The organism is Rhodococcus sp. NPDC127593, assembly GCF_042671975.1.
GTDB lineage: Bacteria > Actinomycetota > Actinomycetes > Mycobacteriales > Mycobacteriaceae > Rhodococcus_F.
The window spans coordinates 110,745-133,383 of the sequence record NZ_JBHXWI010000005.1 but is presented as its reverse complement, the minus strand read 5'-3'; the positions used below and the strand labels follow the sequence as shown (position 1 = coordinate 133,383).

The window sequence follows — 22,639 nt, the reverse complement described above, 5'->3', positions numbered from 1 at the left end:
AGCCTGTCGTTAGCGATTCCGGAAGGAAGCGATGAGCACACCAATGTGGTTGAGAGGCAACGTGTCCCTGATAGGCGGCGAACGCGCCACGCGGCGGCAGGCTGCTCCCGCCGGGCAGTTCGACGGCCGCGCGAGGAGCATGTTGTGAGTTCTACGGAGAGCGATGTCGTGGTCGTTCGGCACCATCAGAGTGGGCGGCTGGACATAGAACTCAATCGTCCGGAGCGCAAAAACGCCTTGACGGTCCCGATGGTCGTCCAGCTCGCCAGAACGTTCGCTGACGCTCAGGACGACGACACAGTCACAGCGGTGTTGCTGTACGGCGCAGGCGGGTGCTTCAGTTCCGGTTTGGATCTGGCCGAGGTACGCCCGGGTGAGCCGGCAATTACCGCGGCGATCGCCGACCTGCACACCACCCTGTCTGGGTTCGAGAAGCCGCTGATCGGGGCGCTGGAGCGGGCCGCTGTCAACGGTGCTGCGGCGATCGCGCTGGCCTGCGACCTCCTCGTGGTGGGAGAGACGTCGTTCCTCATGGTCGGCGAGGCGGAGATGGGGGTAGCTGCGCCGAACAATCTGCGGTGGTTGCTCGCGAAATTCGACGTGAACCAGGCACTGCAGCTCACGCTGGCCTGTGAACGTCAGTACGGTCCTGACCTGTTGCGCCGCAGCATCGCATACGAGATGGTGCCGGACGAACAGGTTTTGGGCCGGGCAACCGAGCTCACCGACAAGATTGCGGCCTACCCCAACGGCGGGGGAATCGCCATGAAGCAAGCGATTCTGACGCGCAGAACACTGCTCGTGTGAGTCCGTGCGCACGGCGGCACCTGCGGTCGAAAAGCCATAAGACAACACAATGCACAACCGGGCGGACAGGTCGCGGGCCGCCCGGTCATCCCAGGTCTGGGGATCCCGACCGAGGTGGTGCTACACGGGACAATCGAAGGAGACAATCGAATGGGTATGACAACAACAACAACCGCTGAACACCGCGTGCTTCGCGACGCGGTTCGCGAGTTTCTCACCGCAACCAGTGAACCGGCCGAAGTATTGGCCGTCCAGGACACGGAACTCGGATACCGACCCGAGATGTGGGCGACGATGGCCGAACAACTCGAACTGCAAGGAATGCTCGTCGACGAGAAATACGGCGGATCAGGCGCCGGTATCGGTGACCTCGTGGTGGTCGCCGAGGAATTCGGGCGCTCCGCAGCGTGTAGCCCCTACTTCGCGAGTTCCGTGTTGACCACGCTCGCCATCGCGGATTGCGCTCGGGAGCGTTGGCTCAGTGAGCTGCTGCCAGGTCTCGCCGCTGGCACTCGTCTCGGGTGTCTGGCATTTGCCGATGCCGACGGGTGGTGGCAGGCCGGCTCGGAGACGGTGCGTGCACACCCGGACGGCGACGGCTGGCGGGTCGACGGACGGGCCGATCACGTGATCTTCGGACACTGCGCCGACACGATCGTCGTCGCCGCCCGAACGGAAGACGGGACCGGTCTCTTTCTGGTGGAACCATCGGACGCGAGCATTCTGCGGGTCCGGCAACCCGCGCTGGACCTGACCCGTCCGCTGACGACCATCACCTTCGACAGCGCGGCAGCGCAACGGATCAGTGGCACCGCAGACATTTCGGAGGCGCTGTCCCGGGCGCTCGACAAGGCGCTCGTCGTGCAGGCGGCGGAGAGGGTCGGCGGCGCCCGCCGGTGCCTGCACCTGACAACTGACTATGCCAAGACCCGCAACCAGTTCGGTCGTCCGATCGGTACCAACCAGGCAGTCAAACACGGACTGGCCGATCTGATCCGGGCGCTCGAACCGGTCGCCGCTGCCGTCGTCGCCGCCGCTCACGCCGCGGATACCGGAGCGCCGGAACTGCCGGCACTGGTGAGCCTGCTCAGCGTCGCGGGGACCGAGAGGTACCTGCAGATCGCCGGCGAGACGATTCAACTGCACGGCGCGATCGGTTTCACCTGGGAGCACGAGGCTCATGTTCATCTCAAGCGGGCGAAGACGGATCAGCTGATGCTCGGGTCGTCGGCGTGGCACCGCGAGCGTCTGCTCGCCGGAGTCCTCGCCACCGGCACCGCGTTCGAGGCGCCGGCGCGGGTCGACGAACCCGCTCCGCTGGCGGACCTGCGGGCCGAGGTCCGCGCCTGGCTGGCCGACCACCGCGTCGAGGGGATGCCACTCGAATACGCGCAGGAACCGTTCGGGCACGAAGCCACCGATGCCGAGAAGCACTGGACCGATCTGTTGCGGAAGGGGCGTTGGCTGTGCCTGTCGTGGCCGGAGGAACACGGCGGCCGGGGCCTGGGACCAGTCGAAACTCTGGTGGTGGAGGAGGAGTTCGCGCGCGCGGGACTTCGACGCCCGCATCTCGGAATGGGCGAGACCCTGCTTGCGCCCGCCCTGTTGGCGCACGGGAGCGAGGACCAGAAGCGCCGGTTCCTGTCCCGCATTCTGTCGGGCGAAGACACGTGGTGCCAGGGCTTCTCCGAACCCGAGACCGGATCCGATCTCGCCTCGCTGCGGACCAGCGGAACCGTGAACGGTGACGAGTTGCGGATAACCGGTGACAAGATCTGGACCAGCAACGGAGCCCAGGCCAACATGATGTTCCTGTTGTGCCGCACCGACCGCGAAGCACCGAGACACCGCGGAATCTCGTTCGTCCTTGTTCCCATGACGGACAACGGCATCGACGTCGACCCCATCCGGATGGCGTCGGGCGACAAAAGGTTTGCGCAGGAACGGATAACCGATGCCCGCGCCCCCTTGACCAATGTGGTGGGTGGGCTCGGCAACGGTTGGGCGGTCGCGATGACCACACTCGGCGCCGAGCGAGCGGGCAAGGCGGCTACGCAGTACGTCGGCTATCGCCACGAATTGGACGTGTTGGTGGAGCGGCTGGACAAGAACGGTCGGCTCGGCGACGTGATCGTCCGCCAGCGGTTGGCGGAACTGGTGATCGAGGTCGAGTTGATGCGTGCCGTTGGTTCCGTGATCGGTGCCCGAGTCGCAGAGGGGCAGGCCGTCGACGAGTTGCTGGCGATCGACAAGGTCAACTGGTCGGAGTATCACTGCATTTTCGGTTCGACGGCGCTGGAGCTTCTCGGGGCGTCGGCGCTGACCCGGCCCGGGGGTGGCGGATATCGACTCGACTCTCTGCAGCGAGTGTTCCTCGAGAGCCAAGGACGCCGGATCGCACGCGGGTCGAATCAGATTCAGCGCAACATCATCGGCGAACGGATCCTGGGTTTGCCGAGGTAGACGACCGAGCAGTCACTCCAGCCGGGCGATTCGCCGGCTGTCACACGACGATCTCCACTCCCCTACTTCGATAGGTTCCATTCCCGAAGCTGATCGACGCTCACAGCGCCGTCCGCTCGCGGGGGAGGGTCAAGACCCTGCTGCACTCGGTCTACTACCAACCGGATGCCGAATCTGTTCATGCCCAATATGATCGAGTAAGCGGTGCTTTGTCGGGGAAGTTACTGAAGGTGGCCGATCACCTCGACGCCGCGCGTGCCGATCACCTCGCGTGCACTGGGATCCCGAAGCGGATCTGGCGGCAGATCTGGTCGAACAATCCGCTGTGGCTGAACAAGGAGATCCGCCGGTGGATCGATGTTGTCGGGATCTTCCCCGACCGCGCCGTGCCGATCCGGCTCGTCGGCGCGGTTCTTGCCGAGCAGCATGACGAGTGGATCGAAGCCGGCCGCTATCTCGGGCTCGATGCCGCGGCTCGCTCTCGATGCCCCGGCTGACACGTTCCTCCACCATCTTCGGCGCATGCCCGATGAGACCGGTAACCACGCTCCACGCGAATCGCGCGTGGGCACCGCGCGCGATCATGCGCTGCCACGACTGAAGATAGTCGTCGAGCGCAACGTCGTCCGCGTGAACACGATCTCACCCACCGTCGCCGAAGCTTCGGGCCGGGCGCGAGGTCCGACGTGACACAGAATTGACACATTGTCGCCGTCGACGGTGTCCGCGCTTATCCATTCGATACCGCAGGTGTCGAACGTGGCGAGCTTCAACAGGCCATCAACGGGTTGATGTGATCGATGAACGTTGCGGCGGACCCACTGGCACTGCGGGACAGTTCGATATGTGTTCACACGCTCGCCACCAACTCGATGACGGGCCCACGTCTTTGGTTGGTCGTCATCATCTGGAGCTTCAGGTCCGGCGCCGCCTCGGTTGCGTTACTGATCCAGGGACGCGTGGCGTTGGTGACAATGCGGTAGTTCGCCGCATCAGTCGCGCTGTCGATGGCGGCAGTACCGGCGAATAGTTCCACGGAACCGTTGGCGGACAACGTCGTCGCTGCGTAAGAACTGCGGGAACAGTCCTCCGACCCGGCTCTGGAGGTGCTGACAGAGCACTTCGTTCACCGCCGGGTGTTGCTCGTCCAGGACAACTGCGAACACCTGGACGGCCAGAGCCCCTCGAACATGATCGCCATGACTTCTACTCTCTACCCCGAATTCAACACAGTGCGACGGTCAGCCGGATCCCGGTCGTGCGCTCAGTCGATAATGACGACGACGCCCGTTGGCTCGCCCAGCGCCTCCACCGTTCGTTCGGCAGCTCGGTCGATGTGAACCCGAGGTCCCTCGGGTTGCTGCTGCTCGTTGTAGGTGCCGGGCCCGTAGAACTGTCCATAGCGCAATACAACGCCGCCCTCAGCGAGAACGGAACGCTCCAATTCTGCGACCGCCTGAGCGTCGGGCCCATCAGGCAATTGCCAGGCGACGCTTTGAGCCAGGAGCTTTGGCGACCCGCTCCGCCGCGCGGCCTCGATCAGATTCTGGGATCCCTCGGTTCGGATGCGAGCGTTCAGATCTGCGTGTTCACTGATCTGCGCCGCATCATCCGGCAGATCGGTCAGCTCGTTCAGCATGACGTCCGGTTTGAAGTCACGAACCGCCTGGATGACAGCCTCTCGGTCGAAGACATCACAAAGAATCGGTTCGGCACCGAGGTGACCCAGTAGCTCCGTTTTGCTGGGCGAGCGCGTCATGCCGCCGACTACGTGGCCCGCCTGAATCAACCGGGGAATCAGCCGCTGCCCAATCACGCCGGATGCGCCGGCAAGAAATATCTTCATGATTACTCCTGACTATACGAAATGGTAGTGAGAACTGAACCGCCGCCACCAACCGCGGCACGGTGATGTCATACGGGTACCTGCTCTTCGGAAGCGCTGGCCTCTGTGCAGGCCGGAAACACAATTGGCGGCGGGCGTCAGATTCTTCTCGCCCCAGTAGCCCGACCACAGCGGCCTTTAAGGGAGGCAATGGCTCTGGGGAGAAATGCCGGGACAGATACCCCACTGGAACGGGTTGAACCTGTGACGTTCTGTTGGACCTCCCCGCTCGTGACCGAATGGGTTGGGGCCGACGCGGTGAGGGCCGATGGGGTTGTGAGGACGGTGAGGGAACGAGTTGTCGATCGACGACTGGTGGACCGATACCAGACTGTCCAGAGCGCCTGCCGGATGTCCAGACGCGGCGCCGGTGCCGAATCCTCCGATAACAGTGACGGCCGCAACCGCGATCAGTGCACCACGAGCAAAATTCTTCATGTCAAACCCTTTTCTGTGTTGTTCCCGGCATCTGATGCCGAGAATGGAACGGGGCGAACGCGGATCGGTACGTCCCAGCTTGTGAGGTCAGTGGATGCGATGGATGAAGGAATTCCCGCATGAGGTCGGCGATCTCGTGACCATGCGTCTCCAACGCAATGTCGGGTACGAGTCGATGTTGAACCGCTAGTCCCAGAACAGGTGCAGCTGAATCTTCTTGTTGCCCGTGCGATCGAGACCCGTCAGGCGTCCGGTGCAATCTTGTCCGGGCGGTCGATGGGGACGCCGTGGGTGTACTTGGCGAATGCTCCCGGCCGACCACTCGGCGATCGCGGCACGTCCGGGACGAAAGCAGTGAGGATCGTCACGAGTGCCCGGCGCGTGCGGAACCGCCGGTTGAGTGCGTGGTCGACCGAGGCCCCGAGTACCGCTCCCAGGATCGGCGCGACCAGATAGATCCATAGATCGGTTGTACGCCCAGAGAGTGCAGCAGGACCGAACTGGCGGGCGGGGTTGATCGATCCCCCGCTGCGGGGACCGAGGAGAGCGATGACCAGCCCGACTGACAGCCCGATGACGTACGGCAGCAGGCGTGTATAGCCGGGACGGGCCAGGAAGAACCCGACGACGACGATCAGGACCATCATCGAGCCCATCTCGGCGAGAAAGACGGACGCGGGCTGCCAGGCGGACGCGGCCCTGATCGCGGCGTAGTCGACAGGAGGGAAAGAGACCGCACGCCCCCACACCAGGCGCCCGAGCCCCGTCCCCACCGCTGAACCCGCAAGTTGGGCGAGTATGTAGGGCGGAACGCTGCGACCAGGGAAGCCGTTCATTAGCCACAGGGCGATGGTCACGGCGGGATTCATGTGCCCGCCAGCGCGTCTGCCGGGTGGGCTGAACATCAGACCGGTGAGGATGATCCCACTGAGAATCCCGATAACGGCAAGTGCGACGTCCAGGTCGGCGATGTAAAGGGTGGAGTCCGGATCACGCAACCACCGGACGACAGTCACCGCGAGGAACAGCAGGACGGTGGTGAGCGCGAACTCGTCGGCGGCACGAGCCAGTGGCTGCCGGCGTGGAAGAGTCGAAGCGGTACTCACCATGATCTCCTAGTGTTGGTGTGCCGGAAGTGGTATGGATTTCGGACGCATCCGGACAGCAGGTCCCGGTGGTTCTCGGCCACCGTCCGCCCGGATACCGGATTTCGGACGCGAAACCCCTCCGCGAGTTCGCCGGTCGCCCTGGCGCGTTCGCTCGCTCGGTAAGTTAGGAGTCCGGCGTGTAGTGACCGGGGACCAATCGGGTGGATACGCCGAAGCGGTTCCACGTGTTGATCGTCGCGATCGCAACGATGAGTCGAGCCAGCTCGGTCTCGTCGAACTCGTTCGCGGCCTTCGCGTACACCTCGTCCGGGACGAATCCGTCTGTGAGCACGGTGATCGACTCGGTCAGCTCGATCGCTGCGATCTCCTTCGCCGTGTAGAAGTGCCTCGACTCCGTCCATGCGTTGAGCTGGATGATCCGCGTCGCCGATTCGCCGGCGGCCAGTGCGTCCTTGCTGTGCATGTCCAGGCAGAAGGCGCAGTGGTTGATCTGGGACGCGCGGATCTTGACCAGGTTGAGCAACGTCGGCTCGACGCCCTGCCCCGCGGCCGTGTCAAGCCGGATCATGGCCTTGTAGGCCTCGGGTGCGAACTTTGCCCAGTCCAGGCGGGGTGCGTGCTCGGGGAAAAGTTCCTTGCTTTCGTGTACTTCGTTCATCGTCATGCCAGGAACGCTACGTTCTGATTGGCTCTAGAGTATGGTCCATTCCTATGCCAGATCGTCATACCAATTCTGCGGGGACACCTTCTGGGTTCGGTGCCGACCTGCACGTGGAACTGAACGGGCCCAAGCTGCGCGCTGGCCTCACGGACGCACTGCGAGAGGCCGTGCGCACGGGGCGTCTGGCGCCTGGCACGCGGCTGCCGGCGTCCCGCTCGCTCGCCGCCGATCTTGGTATCTCACGAAATACCGTGACTGAGTCCTACGCCGAACTGGTCGCCGAGGGCTGGCTCAGCGCGCAGCAGGGTTCCGGGACATGGGTCGCGAGGCGGGCCGAGCCGCGCACAGCCGCGCCCGCAGCTGCCCGTGCGACGCCGACTCAGCGCCGTCCCACGTACGGACTGATGCCGGGTTCACCCGACCTCACGGACTTTCCGCGCATGCAGTGGCTGACCGCGGCCCGCCGCGCTCTGACCGCGGCGCCGCAGTACGCCTTCGGTTACGGCGATGCCCTCGGCCGGGTCGAGCTGCGCACCGCCCTAGCGGACTATCTGGCGCGGGCCCGTGGGGTGTTCGTCGAGCCGGAGCGGGTCGTCATCTGTTCCGGTTTCCATCATGGTCTGACGCTGATCGCGCAGGCACTGAGGGCGCGGCGGGTGCAGGCGGTGGCCGTCGAGTCGTACGGCCTCGATCTCTATCGTGACCTGCTGACCGGTGCCGGCCTGCGTACCCCGCCCCTCTATGTCGACGAATATGGGGCCCGCACAGACGAGTTGGCACGACTGCGCGGAGTAGGTGCGGTTTTGATGACTCCGGCGCATCAGTATCCGACGGGGGTCGCGCTGAGCCCGGACCGGCGCACGGCGGCTGTCAACTGGGCGCGTGCCACCGGCGGGCTGATCTTGGAGGACGACTACGACGGGGAGTTCCGATACGACCGTCAGCCGGTGGGTGCTCTGCAGGGCCTCGACCGCGAGCGGGTGGTGTATTTCGGTTCGGTGAGCAAGTCGCTGGCGCCGGGGCTGCGGCTCGGCTGGATGGTGCTACCAGAGGAACTCATCCCGGATATCGTGACGGCCAAGGCGCACGGCGACTATATGACGAGTGCGCTGGAGCAGCTGACGCTCGCGGAGTTCATCGCGTCGGGCGCGTACGACCGTCATGTGCGTTCGATGCGGGTGCGCTACCGGCGCCGCCGTGACCAACTGGTCTCGGCCCTGGCACAGAGGGCCCCCGGCGTCCTTGTGACCGGCATGGCTGCCGGGCTGCAAGCGGTCCTCGAACTCCCGCGCGGGACCGAGCGCCCGGTCGTGGAGGCGGCGGCCCGCCAGGGACTGGCGGTCAGCGGGATCGCGCAGTTCCGTTACGAAGTGGCGGGCGCCGGGTGGCAGTTGCCCGAGCGGGACGCGTTGGTGGTCAACTATGCAGCTCCCTCGGACAGTGCGTGGGCGGGCGCGCTGGACGCACTGTGCAGGGTGATGCCCTAGACAGGGCGCTGTCGTAGCCCGGATGCTGCGTAAAGTCGCTCTGCGCACGTCGGGCGACGTCCCGATACGGAGTTGAGCATGGGGGCGCCCCTGGGCGCTGTGTCCTCCGTGGAGCGGTCCACCCTCGACCCGAGGGTCCGAAGCGTCTTGCGATCGTGTTCAGGCCCCATGATCCCCTCAGCGACTTCCGACGGTGCCCTCCAGGTAGGCGAGTGCGTCGGCGCCGTCGTCGGCGAGGAAGACCAGTTCCACTAGGGGCACCGGCAAGAACCCCTCTTCCTCCATCCGCTCGAGCTGGAGTATCAACCCGTCGTAGAAGCCCGCCGTGTCTAATAGCGCCACCGGTTTGTCGAGCAGTCCGTGCTTCCTCAACTCCAGGATCTCAGTCGCCTCGTCCAGCGTGCCCAGGCCGCCGACCATCACCACGACGGCATCCGCTCTGGCGAGCAGCAGCGCCTTGCGTTCGGCGAGATCTTTGGCGATCACCATCTCGTCGGCGTCCTTCCGTGCAAAGTGTCGGAGAAAGTCGACCGAGATCCCGACGAGCCGCCCTCCCGTCTCCCGTACTCCGTCGGCGACAACCTTCATCAGCCCGGTATCGGATCCGCCCCATACCAGGGTATGGCCGCCCTCTCCGATGAGTTCTGCGAACTCGCGAGCCGGTCGGGTATAGCGCTCGTCGAGGTCGGCGGAGGAGAGGAAGACGCAAATGTTCATTGTTGAACTATAGGGTTCTGATAAGAGGCCAGCGATTCGCGATGCTGAAGGTGTAAGGGGGACAATAGCGAACGCGCCCTGATCGTCGCGGCCGGGCGCGCCGTCACGGTCGAGCAAGTGCGTGTGGTCCGCCATTGGTCATTCCGATCAGGCCGGTGAGTCCGGCCATCGGCAGCCGTCTCCGGAGGTTGATGTGGTCCGGCAGGAGACCCTTGCTGATCGCAATATTGGCCGAGGGTGAGCCTCGAGTTGGGTGATGGCATGTCCCGGCGGTGCGGAGTCGGCGCTTTTCATGGCGTTTATCGGTACCTAAATGGGAAACATGATCAGTCTTGAATTATGTTGCACAGCGAAGGTGTTCGATACGCACGTGTTTGGTTGGCCAGCTCGAACTCGCCTCGGCGAATCCAGGACCTGGATAGCCGGAACGCCACTTTCACACAAGAAGGTCTGTCGTGCTGCTCTGCTGCTTGTGAAACGGCCGACGGCACACGAATGCGATCCTCGGGTGTCGATGAGGTGATCCGGAACCACGACAGCGGGGCTACCGAGCCCAGTTGGCTGTTGCGCTCAGCTGACGGTGCGGGCTCCACCATCCTACGTTGGGGTCCGTTATCTAACTCAGTACCGGCCTGATCCGATGAGTCCACGTTCGCGGAACGCTCCCCCGCGACCTGGAACGCCCGAATTCGCGGCGGACCGACGTGTGGTGATCGCCCGCACCCGGGTGAGGCTCCGACGCAAGCACACTCAGCCGTCGGCCGCGATGCCGAGGTCGGCGCCTTCTTCCTGCTCGGCGACCCGATGCTGGCAGTTCGAATCTATTGACTCGAAAATGTGTTCGAACTATGATTGAAACATGGGGCTCGGGGGAGATATCCAGGGGGCGTTGTCGGACGAGATTCTGGCGACCGCGGTCGGTGATGCGTGGCGTCTGGCCGAGGCGGAGCTGCTCGAATCGGTCGTTCGCATCTCGGAAGAGATTCAGAGACTCGAAGCCTTGCGTGTCAGGCTCGTCGGTGCCGTCGACTACCGCTGCAAGATCGATGTGCTGGGATTTCCGAACGCCAAGATGTGGCTGGCCTCCAAAACACTGCTCGAGGTGGGTGCGGCGGGGCGAATCGTGCTGTTGGGCCGAGGTTTGCGTTTCCAACCGGAAATAGCGGACAAGTACTACGACACCAACATTTCGGCGGAGCACGCAGCGCTGATCATGAAGTTCTGCGAACGACCACCCAAGGGCATGCCGCTCGAAGCGATGGACGACTGCCGAAATGCGTTGCTGTTCGCCGCAACCGGTCCCACCGCCAACACGGACGCAGTGCGCGCCGTCATCGCCCGACTGGAACGCGCCTTCGAATCCGACGACCCGCCGCCCAGCGAAGACACCGAACTCAACGAGTTCCACGCCTCCAAGACACTCAACGGACGCGTCGCCGTCAAAGGCGACCTGGATGCCGTTACCGGCGAAATGCTGCTCTCGGCCCTTTCCGGACTCTCCAAGCCGCGGCCCGCGCAGGACGGAACCAAAGACAATCGCACGCCCGGACAGCGACGGGCCGACGGATTCGCCGAACTCCTGCGCCGCTATCTCGACTCCGGGATCGCCGGCGAAGAAGGCGGCGAACGGCCACACGTCTCACTCCATGTCAACGTGAAAGATCTCGCCGAGCACGCCGACTGCAGCGCGCGAGAACAGCGCGATGCCTCCGCAACTGACGAGTCGCTCTTCGCCGTCGATGGGGTGGCGTGGACCGAGTGGATGGGGCCGCTGAGTATCAAAGCAGCCCGGCTCCTCAGCTGCGATTCGATCTACACGCCGATCGTGCTCGACGAGAACGGGGCGCCACTCGACCTCGGCATTTCGACTCGAACCGTCACCAAGAGGCAGCGAAAAGCGTTGGTGGCGAGAGATCGGGGATGCGCATTCCCCGGGTGTGGTGCGCCGCCATCGTGGTGCGAAGGTCACCACATCATCCACTGGTCCGCCGGGGGGCCATCCGACATGGGCAACCTCGTACTGCTCTGCGGATTCCACCACCGACTGCTCCACCACAGTGACTGGGAAATGGAAATGGGAGCCGACCGGCACCCCACGTTCATCCCGCCGCGGCAGGTTGACTGGGAACGGAAGCCGATACCGGCGCACAACCGGGCACGGCCCCGAGCGTCCTGACCCGGGGCACAGCACACCACGCCGACTCTGCAACAGGACGATTCCTGTTGCCGAGCCGGCATGTCGTCGTGGCAGGTCTGCCCGTCTCATCTGTGGGAATTGTTGCCGTGGTGGACTTCTCTCGACAGGCGCGTTGAGCGATACCGAGGGCGTCTAAGTTAGTCCTCGGCGGGTCGGCCGGTGTGGGCGACGCAAAGGCGCTGCACCGGATGAGGTCTGTGCGGAAATGTCCGATGTGATGGGCGCGCGAAATCGGAGTCCGCCGACGTCTTCGACGTGCTCGCGGCCGGCAACCCGAGCGGGGTGTCGACCGGTCGGCGGCTGCCCTGGGATTCGACCACCGAACTGGCGGTGCCGGTTTGGGTCGGCAGCATCCGTGACTTCATCACCTTCGAACAGCACACAGCAGGCGCGCTGCGCGCGGTCACCGGGGCCGGCGAGGTGCCGAAGGACTGGTACGACGCGCCCGCCTTCTACTTCACCAAACCCGACGCGTGATCGGATCGGGCGCAACGGTTCCGATGCCGCCGGGCTGCGAGGTGCTCGACTTCGAGCTGGAAGTCGCGGTCGTGATCGGCGAAGCCGGCTACAAACTGTCCGTGGACGAGGCCTTCGATCATGTCGCCGGGTTCAACCATCCTCAACGATTGGTCGGCCCGCGACCTGCAGGTCGTGAGATGCGGGGGCCTCGGACCCGCTAAAGGCAAAGTCACCGCCACCACCCTCGGGCCCGTGCTGGTCACCGTGGATGAGTTCGTCGACTGCGAGGTAGATGGTCGCTTCGACCTCGCCATGGAAGTCTTCGTCAACGACACCCGCATCGGTGGCGACATCCTGGCGAACATGGCGTGGACCTTCGCCGAGTTGATCTCCTACGCCAGGCGAGGGACCTGGGTACGCCCCGGTGACGTGCTCGGCTCCGGAACCTGCGGTGGTGGCTGCCTCGCCGAACTGTGGGGGTGGCACGGGATCGACAACCACCACCGCTGCGCATCGGTGACACCGTCACCATGACCGTGGAAGGAATCGGGACCATCCACAACACTGTGGTCGCCGGACCACCCCTGCATCCTGTTCCTGCGGCCAACCGCAAATCGATTGATCGACAATTGTTTTGGAAGCTGTGTTCAATCGGTGCTACTACTGGAGGCGCCGCATCCGAGGTCGTCCGAGAAGCCATGACGCGTCGCATCAACCTGGGTGGAGGCATCGCCGCAGGCTTCGTCGTGATCGGCCCGAGAAATGAAACAAACCAATTGGCCCGTTTTCTGGTAACGTCTGGGCCGTCATGGTGGTCACATGACGACGCGGACGTCTCAGGCACACGAGTCGGTTCACGCGAGGGGTGGAGTGCAGGTGTCGCCTGAGCTGCTGGTTGGGCGGCATCTGCATCCAACGTCCCCGGGGCTCGGCGCGCGTCCGGCCGCGGATTGAAGCCTCGTTTCGGTAGTGACGCACGTCACAGCATTCCGGGGTCCGGCCGGCGTAACGTTCCCGGCCCTCATGGACACCATTCGAGTAGCCGCAGACGCTGGGCCAGCGGCACTCGGATCAGGAAGACCCACGACCATGAGCACCACACAGCTCCACCCGATCACACACTCCGCCGCCAGCACCTCCTCCTGGAAGCGACTGGCCGCCGTCGCCGCCGCGACCGCCGCACTCGGCCTTATCCCGGTCGGCGCCGCCAACGCCACCACCGCACAACCGAACGCCGTGCAGCCCGTCGCCTCCGCAGTCACCCACGACAGTCCGCTCGACCGCGACAACGACATGCAGCAGGAACGCCAGCACGACCGCCAGCGTGACCAGCGGCAGGACCGCCGCGCCGAAACCACCGTGCTCGACCAGATCCTGGTCGGCTTGAACAGCAGCACCCAGATGTAGAGCCGGGCGAGCCGAACCCTCGCACCAGCCGCCGAACACGGACAACGCCAATGACACAGGACCGGATCACCAGTCCCTTCGACGCGACCTCGACCGCCATCGAGGTCCTCGAAGGAATCGACTTGCGCGGCAAGCGCATCATAGTCACGGGTGCCTCGTCCGGCATCGGCATCGAGACCGCTCGCCAGTGCCGGCGCAGACGTCACCATCGCCGTCCGAAACCCGGACGCCGGCCGTATCGTCGCCGACGACATCAACACCGCCCTCGGTCAGCAGCGTGTCGCAGTTCGCACGCTCGATCTCGCCGATCTCAGTTCAGTTCACCGCTTCGCCGACCAGTGGGGCAGCACGCCCCTCGACGTGCTCGTCAACAACGCCGGAATCATGGCTACTCCGCTCGGCCGAACGATGTCCGGCGCGAATCGTGTCGCTGAGCTCCCGCGGACACCTGAGCTCCGACATCGTCTTCGACGACATCAACTTCGACAACCGCGAGTACGACCCGTGGCTTGCATACGGGCAATCCAAAACCGCGAACGTGCTGTTCGCAGTCGAGGCAACCCGCCGCTGGGCACACGACGGAATCACGGCAAACGCGCTGCACCCCGGCGGCATCTGGACCAACCTGACCCGACACCTGCCCGAGAGCGTGTACAACACCCTGCGCGCCGACCCCACCGCCGAGTACAAGTCACCCCAGCAGGGAGCGGCGACATCCGTGTTCGTCGCAACCTCACCCCTCCTCCGCGACGTCGGCGGACGCTATTTCGAAGACAGCAACCAAGCCGTCCGTTACGCGGGCGGACCCGAGCGAGTCGGAGTCGCCGACTACGCCCTCGACCCTGAATCGGCGCAACGACTCTGGACGCTGTCCCTCGCAGCGGTCAACAGGTAGCCCGCACCCAAGGAGGTCCGCACACCCAACACGGACCCCGCACACCCAACACGGACCCCGCACACCCAACACGGACCCCGCACCCCAACACAGACCCCACGTGTCAACAGATTTCAAGTATCAGAGGAGAACGCCATGTCCACGATCCACCTCCATCAGACCACCACCGCAACACCCGAACAGGTCCTCGACGCGCTCACCGACTTCGGGCCCGGCCGCGAGGCGCTGTTCGGCAACAGCGCCGACGACTACCTCCAAGTGCACGAACTCGGCACCGACCACGCCGACGTCACCGAGGGCTCGGGCAGTGTCTGGGAACGCCTGCAGTACGACTGGACCGATCCCCGCCGCATTGTCATGACGACCACCGACTCCAACCTGTGGGGCGGGAAGTCCGGCCACACCTACACCCTCACCTCGATGCCCGACGGGACCACCGACATCGACGCCGTCGTGGTCCGCGACGGCAAGAATCTCAAAGGACGAGCGCTCGGGGCCGTGCTCGGCGCCTTCGGCGCACGCGTGCTGGGAAGGGAGTTCGACAAGACGGTCGACGCCATCGAAGCCCGCAACGCCACCCCGACGACGGCGGACAACACCTAGACGCCGCACTCGGCACCGGCGAGAACCACGGCCGAGGTGCTCGTCGGTGTATATCCTTTTCCGAAGAAAGCGGGTGCATACCGAATGCGCCCGCCGACCGTCACGGCGTAGGCGCAGCCGGCGTCTTCGTCGGTGCTCGGCGCCGCGGTGCCGCCCCTGCTCCGGTCGCCTTCTCGCCGGTCGCCTTCTCGCCGGTCCCGGATTCGTCCGGCTTCGGGGTACCCGGCTTGAACTGGTCGAGCACCAGCGCCGTCCCACCGACCGCGGCCACGATCGGCCACTGCACCACACCGGTCAACGCGACCGCGCCCATGGTCAACACGGCTGCGGGCGTCGAATGACTTCCGCGCCGGGCACCCTCCTGAACCCCGACGGCCGCCCCCTTCACGCTGCCGACCAGACCGCCGACCGCGGCTCCGCCGATCGCGCCGAGGGTGGCTGTCGCGGCCTCACCCGCTCCGGCCGCCATCCGTGCCGTACCGCTCACCAGATTCATCGCCTTGCACCCCACTTCGCCATTGCTCGAGATCGACGACGACGCCGATCCTGTCCGACCGGGAGTACCCCACCGACTGCCCGAATGAACAGGCGGCCGACCACGGGTTTCCATACGGCGACGGCGTGTGCCCATCCCGCGACGATCCGGCACGATCCGGGTCAGGTCGCCAGCTCGGTTGCCTGGGTGCGGGCGTGTTGCGCGGCTTGTTGTTCGAGGCCGTAGAGCAGGCCGAAGGTGAAACCGTTCTCGCCCGGGGTGGTGCCGGCGCGGGCGCCGAGGGTGCGCAGGATCCCGGCGGCGACGACGCTGTCCTGGTGTTCGCCGAGCACTTCCTGCAGTTTCTTGAATTTGGCGACCTTCTTCTTGGCAGGCTTCTTGCCGAGGACAGGGGCCGCGAGCTCGGCGGCGTAACGGGCGCGTTTGGCAGTCTTACGGGCACGGTGCAGCGCGTCGTCATCGGTACCGGCCGCGGCAGCGGTCACCCTCGTGACGGCCTTCCGTTCCGCCTGCCGCGATCCTCGCTCGATCGACCGAGGTTCGGTGACCGCCTCGGTCAACGGTGGACTGATGCGCCAGGAGGTCAGAGCGGTGAGCAACTTCCGGTAGCGGTCCCCGCTCAGGGCCTCCATCACTGCGGCGCGGTGATGAAGTTGCTCGCCGAGTAGATCGTTCTCGATCCGGGCGGCCACCGGTCCCAGCACCAATTCCGTCGGGAGGGCGGCGACCGCGGCAGCGAACCTCTCGCGTTGCACCTGCCGGTCCCGAACCTCACCGAGCAGTCCCGCGTACCAGGACAACTCTGCATCGAGCCAGTCCCGGGACTTCGGGTCGAACAAGGTGCCGTAGACGCGCAGGGTGCTGCGCAGTCGCCGGATGCCGACACGAGTGGGATGGACCGGGTCGTGTCCACGGCGCAGTGCCACGTCGCCGGCGACGATCGCCTGGATCTGTGCATCCACATATGCGAGCAGCACAGCCCGCGCGTCGCCGCCCTCGTCGGGAGTGCGGGACGGGTCGGAATCGGTTGACAGCGCCCGCGCGAGTTTCGATCCCCGCCCGGCGGGGTGCGCGGCGCCGCGGGTGAGGCGTTTGCCGATCCGCTTCAGCAATTTCTCGTCGCCGCCCTCGCCGACCTCGACCTCGACCTCGCGCCACTGGCTGGCCCGGGCGCTCTCCCCGACCGCGGTCGCCTCAACCCGATCGTCGGCCACCTCGGCGAGCAGGATGCCCTGCTTGTCGTAGAGGCGGTGAGAGCTCCGCACGGTCGAGATCATCGCCACCGGATGTAGAGGTTTGCCGAGGGCGACACCCGCGATGAGATCCGCCAACTCCGCGGGGACGCTGTCACCGGCATCGGGCGGAAGCCGGAGCTCGGTGCGGGCCTTGTCTGCGGGCACCTTCAGATGCCAGCCGGCGTCGGCACCCCCGGACCGTCGGCGCAGCGTCACGTGGTGACGGAACAGGTCCTGGTCGGCGGTGTCGTAGTAGACGCTGTCCAGCTCGACCGTGGCGTGCTCGATGCGGCCGTCGGCGGGTAGCGCCTTCGCGAGATCCGGGACCGCGAAGTCGAGATCCACGTCGTACTTGTCTTCTCGCTCACGCTGCGCCTCGAGCAGGGTTCCCATGACACCTCACCACATTTCGACGTTGTACGTCGGCGGTCGAATCGACCCGAATCCAGTCCGAGTACCCTTCCCCAGCCTAGGTGAACAACCGGTGAATACCGCTCGCAGATGCACCCGAGTAAACAGTGCATTCACGCCACCGTGGGGACGACAATTCGAAGATGAACTCCACCACCGAAGAGCAGCACATCGGCGTGGTACGACAACGCCTGGCGCGGCGGTTTCCGACCATCGATTCCGGCGTGATCGATCAGGCGATCGACACCGCACACCACCGGTTCGACGGACGACCGGTACGCGACTTCGTTCCGTTGCTCGTCGAACGCGCTGCCATCAGATCGCTCACTGACGACACCTAGCGGGCGCCCTCACCACGACGTTTGCGTTCTGCACATCCCAGCTACTCCGTCACCCGCCAGAGTCGCGCACCTGTTCACACGGGTTCGGTGTCGGGCTCTTCGTCGTCGAGGTCTTCGCTGTCGCGGAAGATCAGATTGCCGTCGTCGAGGGCGATCGCCCACCGCCGGGAGAAGGCCCAATCGCGTCCGTAGGCCTTCGGGCTGAGGCCACCCGAGTCGGCGAAATCCTCGATGATCACTCCCGACGCGAGGGGCCACTGGTCGGCCGGAAGTTCCGCGTCGAGGGAGTGCGGGGTGCGCACTCGTGTTCCGACCGAAAACCGTCGCCGTCGCCCGCTCTTGGGATCAGGGTTCATCGACATGCGTCTTCTCGTTCCGCTCAGTGATGTCGCAGGGTGTCATCACATTCCGCAGCTATCCAGGCCATCGCCGCAGCCCTACGACGAGGCCGAGCATACGGGCCGATCCGTGGTTACGCGCGAGTAGCGAATTGGCGCAGCCCGGTCGACGCCGGTGCTCACCGGCCATGTTCGGGCTGGGGTGCGATGGGGTTGCCCTGCCAGCGGGTCGAGTCGGGCACGCGGTCTCCGCGCATCACCAGCGACGCCGGCCCGACGGTGGCGCCCGGTCCGATGGCCGAGGCGGGCAATGCCACGCTGTGCGGGCCGAGGGTGGCGCCGGCGCCGAGGATGACGGTGTCCATGCTCATGATCCGGTCGTGGAACAGGTGGGTCTGCACCACACAGCCGCGGCTCACGGTCGCACCGTCACCGAGGGTCACCAGGTCTGCTTCGGGCAGCCAGTACGTCTCGCACCAGACGCCGCGCCCGATGGTCGCGCCCATCGCCCGCAGCCACAGGTTCAGCACGGCGGTACCGGTGGCGGCGCGGGCGAACCAGGGTGCGGCGACCGTTTCGACGAATGCGTCGGACACCTCGTTGCGCCAGACGAACGAGCTCCACAGCGGGTGTTCGACGACGCCGATGCGGCCGACGACGATCCACTTGGCCGCCGCCGCGATGCCGCCGGCAACGGAACCGGCGACGAGGAGTACGAGCCCGGACAGCAGTGCTGCCCACACGAATCCGATGCTGCCGGTGAGCGCCTCGAGGGCGACGAGCACACCGAGCCCGATCCCGAACGTGATGATCATCGGGATCAGCCGGCAGGTTTCGATCAGGGCTCGGGCGACGCGCAGGCGGGTCGGGGGATCGAAAGTTCGCGACGTCGCGGTTTCGGTGGCCGAACGGCGCAGCCGGACGGGAGGGCTGCCAAGCCAGGACGAACCGGATTTGCCCTTCTTGTCCGGGGTTGCCGAGAGTACCGCGACCAGACCGTTCTTCGGCACGGTGCGTCCGGGTCCGGTCATGCCGGAGTTGCCGAGGAACGCACGTTTGCCGATCTTCGCGGGCTCGATGCGCAGCCATCCGCCGCCGAGTTCGTAGCCTCCGACCATGGTGTCGTCGGCGAGGAACGCGCCGTCCGCGACGGTGGTGTATCGCGGGAGGACCAGTGCCGTCGAGATTTCGGTGTTCTTACCGACCTTGGCGCCGAGCAGCCGCAACCAGAGCGGGGTCAGCAGGCTGGCGTATAGCGGGAACAGGAAGGTGCGGGCGGAGTCCATCAGCCGTTCGGTGGACCATGCCTGCCACCCGATCCGGCTGCGCACCGGGTGATAGCCCTCGCGCAGGCCGAGCCCGAGCAGGCGCACCGCGACGACGGTCATGCCCGCGAACAGGGCGAGGGTGAGGATGGTCGCGGCTGGGAGCATCGGCAGTGCTGTCATCACGGCCGCGCCGAGGTCGTCGGCGTCGCGGATCCACCACCCGAGCAGGACGAGACCGCCGGCAAGCGCGAGCAGGGGCATCGCCGCTACCGCGAGGGAGGTCAGGCCGTAGATGGGTACCCATTTCGAGGCACGCGGCGGCCGGTTCTCCGGCCAGGGGTGCACGGCCTTGCCGACCTTGACTGCGGGCGAGCCCGCCCACCGCTGACCTGCCGTGACTTTTCCGGTGACCGCGGACCCCGGGGCCACCTCCGCGTGCGCCCCGATGCGGGCGCCGGGAAACAGGGTCGAGCGGGCACCGACCGACGCCCCGGCTCCGATGCGGATCGATCCGACGTGGACGACGTCGCCGTCGATCCAGTACCCGGACAGATCTGTCTCGGGTTCGATCGAGCAGCCCTCGCCGAGTTCGATCATTCCGGTGACCGGGGGAAGGGTGTGCAGGTCCACCCGCCGACCGATATTCGCGCCGAGCGCCCGAGCGAAGTAGACCATCCAGGTGGCGCCGGACAGGTTCGCCGCCCCACTCGCCTCGATCAGCCGCTCGGCGACCCAGATACGGACGTGTTCGGGACCGCCGCGGCGGTAGGTGCCCGGTTCGATCCTCCGTAGAAGCAGCCGGGAGCCGGACGCGGCGATCGCCATCCGGCCGACCGGGGTGATGAAGACGAGGAACATCACCAGTACCGGCCACCACGACAGCGTCGGCGCCCACGGCGCGGGCGAAGCCCAGGCCAGAACGTTGTTCGCCATTGCCAGCCAGGTGATCCATTGCAGGCCGGTGAGGGTGGTCAGCGGGACGGTCGCCGCGATCTGTGCCCATTGGGTTGCCCGCGGTGTCGGCGCGACAGTGCGTGGTTCGACGGCAGCGGTGGGTGCGAGTTCGTCGAGGAACTGGGCCAGTGAGCCGAGACGTGGGTGGTCGTAGAGTTGTGCGACGGTCACCTCGGGGAAGCGTTCGCGCAGGGCGCTGACCAGCTGGGCGGCGCTCAGCGAGCCCCCGCCGATGGCGAAGAAGTCGTCGTCTTCGCCGCCGATCTCGGCGCCGAGGATTCGGGTCCAGAGCCCGGCGATCCACGCCGCGGTTCCGTCGAGACCCGAGGCCTGCGCGTCGGGCCCACGGGACCCGGGCAGTGGCCACGGCAGCGCACCGCGGTCCACCTTGCCCGAGGTGCGGGTGGGTAGCTCGTCTACCCGTGCCAGCCGGGGTACGAGGGCTGCCGGAAGCTGCTGCGCCAGTTGCGCGCGGGCATGGGTGAGGTCGAATCCCTCCGGTGCGGCGAGGTATCCGATGAGCATCCCGGTGCCGGCTTCGGACGTGCGCACCGTGGCGGCCGCTGCGGTGACTCCGGGTAACGCGTGGAGGGCCGCGTCGATCTCACCGAGTTCGATGCGCCGCCCGCCCAGCTTGACCTGGTCGTCCGCGCGGCCCTGGAACAACAGTCCCTCGCGGTCGAGTCGCACCAGGTCGCCGCTGCGGTAGGCGCGATCCCAGCCGAGCGAGGGCATCGGCGCGTACTTCTCGGCGTCCTTGGCCGGATCCAGGTAGCGGGCGAGGCCGACCCCGCCGATCACGAGTTCCCCGACCTCGCCGTCGGCTACTCGGCGGCCGCCCGCGTCGACGACGGCGAGGTCCCACCCGTCGAGCGGGAGCCCGACGCGCACCGGGCCGATCCCGGTCATCTGTGCGGCGCAGGCGACCACGGTGGCCTCGGTGGGGCCGTAGGTGTTCCACACCTCGCGGCCATCGACCGCGAGCCGCCGAGCAAGCTCGGGCGGGCAGGCCTCGCCGCCGAAGATCAGCAACCGCACGGAGTCGAGGGCCTCCGCGGGCCAGAGCGCGGCCAGCGTCGGGACCGTGGAGACAACGGTGATCGACCGCGAGATCAGCCACGGTCCGAGATCCATCCCGCTGCGCACCAGCGAACGGGGCGCCGGGACCAGGCAGGCGCCGTGCCGCCACGCCAACCACATCTCTTCGCAGGAGGCGTCGAACGCCACCGACAGTCCGGCCAGCACCCGATCGCCCGGACCGAGCGGGGCGTCGCGCACGAACAGCCTCGCCTCGGCGTCCACGAAGGCGGCGGCGTTTCGGTGCGTGACGGCCACCCCTTTCGGGGTGCCGGTGGACCCGGAGGTGAAGATGATCCACGCATCGTTCGACGGTTCCGGGGCCCGGACCTCGACCGCACTGCTGTCCGAGGTTTCGATACCGTCGGCGGTGACGACCGACTTGACCGCGGACTCGCCGAACACGAGCTCGGCCCGCTCGGGCGGGTCGTCCGCGTCGACCGGGACGTACGCGGCGCCGGCGGCGAGAACGGACAGGATCGCCAGGTACAGCTCCCGCGAACCCGACGGCATCCGAATGCCGACCCGGTCGCCCGGCCCGACACCACCGGCAGCCAACTCGCGGGCGCCCGCGGTGATCCGTTCGACCAGTTCCGCGTAGCTCAGTGCGACTTCACCGTCGTCGATCGCGGGGGCGTCGGGGTGATGCTCGGCGGTGTCGGTGAGGATGTCGATGAGGGTTCGCGGGACGGGTGCGAGGTCACCGGCGGTGAACGGGTCGAGACGCGTGGGGGCAGACAATGTGCGGGCTCCTTGTGGAACGGCTCCGGCTTGCGCGAAGGAATCCGCGGGGCCGGGATGAGAACGGTGCAGTGGACACCGTGGAAACCGGGGGCTGTGCCGGCTAAGTGGGTGGGGCGGCGTACTTCTTCGGTAGGCCCAGCGCCTTCAGGACCAGGCGCTGCAAGCTCCGGCGTTCCTTCGCCGAGAGGTTGCCGTAGAGCTGATCGAATGCCTTCTCGACCAACTCGTCGCTACGCTCCCTGACCTGCCGGCCTGCTGTCGTCAACGACAGCACGTGCTTGCGCCGGTCCTTGGCGTTCTTGGTGCGGGCCACGAATCCGCGTTCCTCGAGGTCGTCGAGCAGTCGCACCATGTCGCTGCGGTCGATGCCCAGAACATCGGCGAGCTGCTTCTGGGACAGCTCGCCGGGCTCCTCGAGGCAGCAGAGGATCCACTGCGTCCGCAGATTCAGTCCCTCGGCCGCCAGTACGGCCTCGAGGTCCTCGCGTCCCACCCGATGCAGCTGCGCCACCACGAAAGTGGGGTTTCGCAGCAAGCGCTCCGGGGGCGTCGTGGATGCAGGCATGAAGCCCACCATAACAGTAGTGGGGATTTGAGATCATGGATAATCCCCACTATTTGCAGGCATCGCCCGAACCGTGCGCCTC

General features: G+C 66.1%; 22 protein-coding genes and 2 pseudogenes. 14 read left to right on the top strand and 10 right to left on the bottom strand.

The features are described from left to right. The first annotated feature begins 144 nt into the window (after positions 1–144). The 4 genes and pseudogenes from ACFVJ3_RS06095 to ACFVJ3_RS06080 all read left to right on the top strand — a co-directional run bounded on the left by ACFVJ3_RS06095 (position 145) and on the right by ACFVJ3_RS06080 (position 3,960). On the top strand, positions 145–807 hold the full coding sequence (locus ACFVJ3_RS06095; RefSeq protein ID WP_378451213.1) for an enoyl-CoA hydratase/isomerase family protein: 663 nt from the start codon (positions 145–147) through the stop codon (positions 805–807). A gap of 156 nt (positions 808–963) precedes the next feature. Next, positions 964–3,270, top strand: coding sequence for an acyl-CoA dehydrogenase (locus ACFVJ3_RS06090; protein ID WP_378451212.1), 2,307 nt, complete (start codon positions 964–966; stop codon positions 3,268–3,270). A gap of 128 nt (positions 3,271–3,398) precedes the next feature. Beyond that, positions 3,399–3,767: pseudogene (locus ACFVJ3_RS06085) on the top strand (transposase); the annotation flags it as partial. 25 nt (positions 3,768–3,792) lie between these two features. After that, the gene (locus ACFVJ3_RS06080) at positions 3,793–3,960 is read left to right on the top strand and encodes a hypothetical protein (protein WP_378451211.1); all 168 of its coding nucleotides are present in this window, start codon (positions 3,793–3,795) and stop codon (positions 3,958–3,960) included. Positions 3,961–4,120: 160 nt separating this feature from the next. On the opposite strand, the gene ACFVJ3_RS06075 is transcribed toward ACFVJ3_RS06080, so the two are convergent. The 4 genes from ACFVJ3_RS06075 to ACFVJ3_RS06060 all read right to left on the bottom strand — a co-directional run bounded on the left by ACFVJ3_RS06075 (position 4,121) and on the right by ACFVJ3_RS06060 (position 7,366). Further along, entirely contained in the window at positions 4,121–4,306 is a 186-nt protein-coding gene (locus tag ACFVJ3_RS06075) for a hypothetical protein (RefSeq protein WP_378451210.1), read from the bottom strand. Positions 4,307–4,534: 228 nt separating this feature from the next. Next, positions 4,535–5,116, bottom strand: coding sequence for an NAD-dependent epimerase/dehydratase family protein (locus ACFVJ3_RS06070; RefSeq protein ID WP_378451209.1), 582 nt, complete (start codon positions 5,114–5,116; stop codon positions 4,535–4,537). 719 nt (positions 5,117–5,835) lie between these two features. Then, the gene (locus ACFVJ3_RS06065; RefSeq protein ID WP_378451208.1) at positions 5,836–6,699 is read right to left on the bottom strand and encodes an MIP/aquaporin family protein; all 864 of its coding nucleotides are present in this window, start codon (positions 6,697–6,699) and stop codon (positions 5,836–5,838) included. Positions 6,700–6,865: 166 nt separating this feature from the next. Beyond that, the gene (locus ACFVJ3_RS06060) at positions 6,866–7,366 is read right to left on the bottom strand and encodes a carboxymuconolactone decarboxylase family protein (protein WP_378451207.1); all 501 of its coding nucleotides are present in this window, start codon (positions 7,364–7,366) and stop codon (positions 6,866–6,868) included. 47 nt (positions 7,367–7,413) lie between these two features. On the opposite strand from ACFVJ3_RS06060, the gene ACFVJ3_RS06055 reads away from it, so the two are divergent. Continuing rightward, the gene (locus tag ACFVJ3_RS06055; protein WP_378451206.1) at positions 7,414–8,850 is read left to right on the top strand and encodes a PLP-dependent aminotransferase family protein; all 1,437 of its coding nucleotides are present in this window, start codon (positions 7,414–7,416) and stop codon (positions 8,848–8,850) included. A gap of 177 nt (positions 8,851–9,027) precedes the next feature. On the opposite strand, the gene ACFVJ3_RS06050 is transcribed toward ACFVJ3_RS06055, so the two are convergent. Next, on the bottom strand, positions 9,028–9,567 hold the full coding sequence (locus tag ACFVJ3_RS06050; protein WP_378451205.1) for a TIGR00730 family Rossman fold protein: 540 nt from the start codon (positions 9,565–9,567) through the stop codon (positions 9,028–9,030). An 859-nt stretch (positions 9,568–10,426) separates the two neighbouring features. Between ACFVJ3_RS06050 and ACFVJ3_RS06045 the strand changes: the two genes are divergently transcribed. From ACFVJ3_RS06045 to ACFVJ3_RS06010, 8 genes and pseudogenes are all read left to right on the top strand, one after another. Beyond that, positions 10,427–11,743 (top strand): DUF222 domain-containing protein, encoded by a 1,317-nt coding sequence (locus ACFVJ3_RS06045; protein ID WP_378451204.1) that lies wholly within the window; start codon positions 10,427–10,429, stop codon positions 11,741–11,743. A 276-nt stretch (positions 11,744–12,019) separates the two neighbouring features. Further along, positions 12,020–12,241 carry a hypothetical protein gene (locus ACFVJ3_RS06040; RefSeq protein ID WP_378451203.1) on the top strand — a complete coding sequence of 74 codons (222 nt, stop codon included), beginning with the start codon at positions 12,020–12,022 and terminating at the stop codon, positions 12,239–12,241. Positions 12,242–12,264: 23 nt separating this feature from the next. Then, on the top strand, positions 12,265–12,444 hold the full coding sequence (locus tag ACFVJ3_RS06035; RefSeq protein WP_378451320.1) for a fumarylacetoacetate hydrolase family protein: 180 nt from the start codon (positions 12,265–12,267) through the stop codon (positions 12,442–12,444). Beyond that, a complete protein-coding gene (locus ACFVJ3_RS06030; protein ID WP_378451202.1) occupies positions 12,362–12,757 on the top strand; it encodes a fumarylacetoacetate hydrolase family protein in 396 nt (131 codons plus the stop codon). Before ACFVJ3_RS06035 ends, ACFVJ3_RS06030 begins: the two co-directional genes overlap by 83 nt. Before the next feature lie 555 nt (positions 12,758–13,312). Beyond that, entirely contained in the window at positions 13,313–13,630 is a 318-nt protein-coding gene (locus ACFVJ3_RS06025) for a hypothetical protein (RefSeq protein WP_378451201.1), read from the top strand. A gap of 150 nt (positions 13,631–13,780) precedes the next feature. Continuing rightward, positions 13,781–13,960 (top strand): annotated as a pseudogene (locus tag ACFVJ3_RS06020) (short-chain dehydrogenase); the annotation flags it as partial. Positions 13,961–14,054: 94 nt separating this feature from the next. Further along, complete coding sequence (locus ACFVJ3_RS06015) at positions 14,055–14,525, top strand: hypothetical protein (RefSeq protein ID WP_378451322.1); 471 nt, start codon at positions 14,055–14,057, stop codon at positions 14,523–14,525. Positions 14,526–14,660: 135 nt separating this feature from the next. Beyond that, entirely contained in the window at positions 14,661–15,128 is a 468-nt protein-coding gene (locus tag ACFVJ3_RS06010; RefSeq protein WP_378451200.1) for an SRPBCC family protein, read from the top strand. Between the two features lie 100 nt (positions 15,129–15,228). Here the strand turns inward: ACFVJ3_RS06010 and ACFVJ3_RS06005 are convergent, their stop codons facing one another. Together ACFVJ3_RS06005 and ACFVJ3_RS06000 are read right to left on the bottom strand one after the other, a co-directional pair. Continuing rightward, positions 15,229–15,624: a hypothetical protein gene (locus ACFVJ3_RS06005; RefSeq protein ID WP_378451199.1), complete on the bottom strand. Its 396-nt coding sequence runs from the start codon at positions 15,622–15,624 to the stop codon at positions 15,229–15,231. Positions 15,625–15,785: 161 nt separating this feature from the next. Beyond that, on the bottom strand, positions 15,786–17,243 hold the full coding sequence (locus ACFVJ3_RS06000; protein WP_378451319.1) for a CHAD domain-containing protein: 1,458 nt from the start codon (positions 17,241–17,243) through the stop codon (positions 15,786–15,788). 170 nt (positions 17,244–17,413) lie between these two features. Here ACFVJ3_RS06000 and ACFVJ3_RS05995 point away from each other — a divergent pair, with 170 nt between their 5' ends. Then, positions 17,414–17,611, top strand: coding sequence for a three-helix bundle dimerization domain-containing protein (locus ACFVJ3_RS05995; RefSeq protein WP_378451198.1), 198 nt, complete (start codon positions 17,414–17,416; stop codon positions 17,609–17,611). Between the two features lie 74 nt (positions 17,612–17,685). Here ACFVJ3_RS05995 and ACFVJ3_RS05990 read toward each other — a convergent pair whose 3' ends face one another. The 3 genes from ACFVJ3_RS05990 to ACFVJ3_RS05980 form a co-directional block, all read right to left on the bottom strand. Beyond that, on the bottom strand, positions 17,686–17,913 hold the full coding sequence (locus tag ACFVJ3_RS05990; protein ID WP_378451197.1) for a hypothetical protein: 228 nt from the start codon (positions 17,911–17,913) through the stop codon (positions 17,686–17,688). A gap of 215 nt (positions 17,914–18,128) precedes the next feature. Further along, positions 18,129–22,061 carry a Pls/PosA family non-ribosomal peptide synthetase gene (locus tag ACFVJ3_RS05985; RefSeq protein WP_378451318.1) on the bottom strand — a complete coding sequence of 1,311 codons (3,933 nt, stop codon included), beginning with the start codon at positions 22,059–22,061 and terminating at the stop codon, positions 18,129–18,131. 31 nt (positions 22,062–22,092) lie between these two features. Further along, positions 22,093–22,557, bottom strand: a complete 465-nt coding sequence (locus ACFVJ3_RS05980) for a MarR family winged helix-turn-helix transcriptional regulator (RefSeq protein ID WP_378451196.1) — start codon at positions 22,555–22,557, stop codon at positions 22,093–22,095. Positions 22,558–22,639 lie beyond the last annotated feature (82 nt).

Excerpts from the sequence above, each read along its gene's own strand:
- ACFVJ3_RS06090 (WP_378451212.1), top strand. The coding sequence starts at position 964 with ATGACAACAACAACAACCGCTGAACACCGCGTGCTTCGCGACGCGGTT.
- ACFVJ3_RS06005 (WP_378451199.1), bottom strand. The coding sequence starts at position 15,624 with ATGAATCTGGTGAGCGGTACGGCACGGATGGCGGCCGGAGCGGGTGAG.
- ACFVJ3_RS06035 (WP_378451320.1), top strand. The coding sequence starts at position 12,265 with ATGCCGCCGGGCTGCGAGGTGCTCGACTTCGAGCTGGAAGTCGCGGTC.
- ACFVJ3_RS06055 (WP_378451206.1), top strand. The coding sequence starts at position 7,414 with ATGCCAGATCGTCATACCAATTCTGCGGGGACACCTTCTGGGTTCGGT.
- ACFVJ3_RS05980 (WP_378451196.1), bottom strand. The coding sequence starts at position 22,557 with ATGCCTGCATCCACGACGCCCCCGGAGCGCTTGCTGCGAAACCCCACT.
- ACFVJ3_RS05995 (WP_378451198.1), top strand. The coding sequence starts at position 17,414 with ATGAACTCCACCACCGAAGAGCAGCACATCGGCGTGGTACGACAACGC.
- ACFVJ3_RS06050 (WP_378451205.1), bottom strand. The coding sequence starts at position 9,567 with ATGAACATTTGCGTCTTCCTCTCCTCCGCCGACCTCGACGAGCGCTAT.
- ACFVJ3_RS06080 (WP_378451211.1), top strand. The coding sequence starts at position 3,793 with ATGCCCGATGAGACCGGTAACCACGCTCCACGCGAATCGCGCGTGGGC.
- ACFVJ3_RS06010 (WP_378451200.1), top strand. The coding sequence starts at position 14,661 with ATGTCCACGATCCACCTCCATCAGACCACCACCGCAACACCCGAACAG.
- ACFVJ3_RS06070 (WP_378451209.1), bottom strand. The coding sequence starts at position 5,116 with ATGAAGATATTTCTTGCCGGCGCATCCGGCGTGATTGGGCAGCGGCTG.
- ACFVJ3_RS06045 (WP_378451204.1), top strand. The coding sequence starts at position 10,427 with ATGGGGCTCGGGGGAGATATCCAGGGGGCGTTGTCGGACGAGATTCTG.
- ACFVJ3_RS06025 (WP_378451201.1), top strand. The coding sequence starts at position 13,313 with ATGAGCACCACACAGCTCCACCCGATCACACACTCCGCCGCCAGCACC.
- ACFVJ3_RS06030 (WP_378451202.1), top strand. The coding sequence starts at position 12,362 with ATGTCGCCGGGTTCAACCATCCTCAACGATTGGTCGGCCCGCGACCTG.
- ACFVJ3_RS06060 (WP_378451207.1), bottom strand. The coding sequence starts at position 7,366 with ATGACGATGAACGAAGTACACGAAAGCAAGGAACTTTTCCCCGAGCAC.